General features: G+C 41.9%; 1 protein-coding gene. It reads left to right on the forward strand.

Annotated features, from left to right (window positions below):
- Positions 1-1,154: AMP-binding protein (locus tag BUC01_RS24840; protein WP_073315213.1), on the forward strand; the 1,154-nt coding region annotated here is incomplete at both ends.

Raw genomic sequence — 1,154 nt, forward strand, 5'->3', positions numbered from 1 at the left:
TGGAGTATAGGTTGTATCAATTCCGGGAATGTCCCTTTAATATTGAATGCACATATTGAAAAGGAACTTCTTCATAATCTACTTGATATTTACCGTCCTTCTTATATTTGTGTGCCCTCGTTGATGGCAGTTGACCTGCATTATGAAATGGTGTGCGAATACTACGGCTATATCCTCTTGCGTACAGGAATGGAAGATTGTGCAATGCATCCGGATCTATCTCATCTTTTACCTACTTCCGGCTCAACGGGTAGTCCTAAGTTGGTACGTCATAAATATAGTAATATAGAAGCGGCGGCCTTAAATATCTCTACTTTCTTTGGCCTGACTTCCAATGATCGCCCTTTGCTTGTCCTTCCATTATATTATACTATGGGGCTGTCAGTGGTATTCAGTCATTTTTATGTTGGAGCTACTGTGTTGATAACCAATCAAAGTATGACCGATAAAGCTTTCTGGAATTTTATGAAAGAACAGCATGCCACCAGTTTTACAGGTGTTCCTTATAGCTTTGAGATATTAAATCTGATGCGCTTTTTCCGTATGGATTTGCCTGATTTGACCCTGCTTACTCAAGGAGGTGGAAAAATGCCGCGTCAGTTGAATTTGAAATTTGCAGAATACTGCCGTGATAACGGGAAACGCTGGATTGCTACTTACGGACAGTCAGAAGGTACTGCCCGTATGGCTTATCTTCCACCGGAATATGCGATTTCAAAGTGTGGCAGTATAGGACATGCGGTTCCGAATGCGGAATTGTCATTGATAGACAGTGATGGCTCTGTAATAGAATTGCCGAATACAGAGGGTGAGATGTGTTATCGTGGTAAAAATGTAACAATGGGGTATGCCCGTAAACGCGAGGATTTACAGTTGGGTGATGAGCGTAACGGTTTTATGCGTACAGGTGACCTTGCTTATCGGGATGAGGATGGGTGCTATTACATTGTAGGACGTATGGGACGCTTCTTAAAACTGTATGGAATGCGTATCGGATTGGATGAGTGCGAACAGATTATTAAAGGCAAATACCCGATAGAATGTGCCTGTGTGGGTACGGATGAAAAGATGATTGTTTATCTGACCGATAATAAATATGTGACTGCGGTAAAGGAAATATTGGTAGAAAAGACCAGACTTGTGGCGTCGGCTTT

Origin of the sequence: Bacteroides stercorirosoris, assembly GCF_900142015.1 — a bacterium.
In the GTDB taxonomy this organism is placed as follows: Bacteria; Bacteroidota; Bacteroidia; order Bacteroidales; family Bacteroidaceae; genus Bacteroides; species Bacteroides stercorirosoris.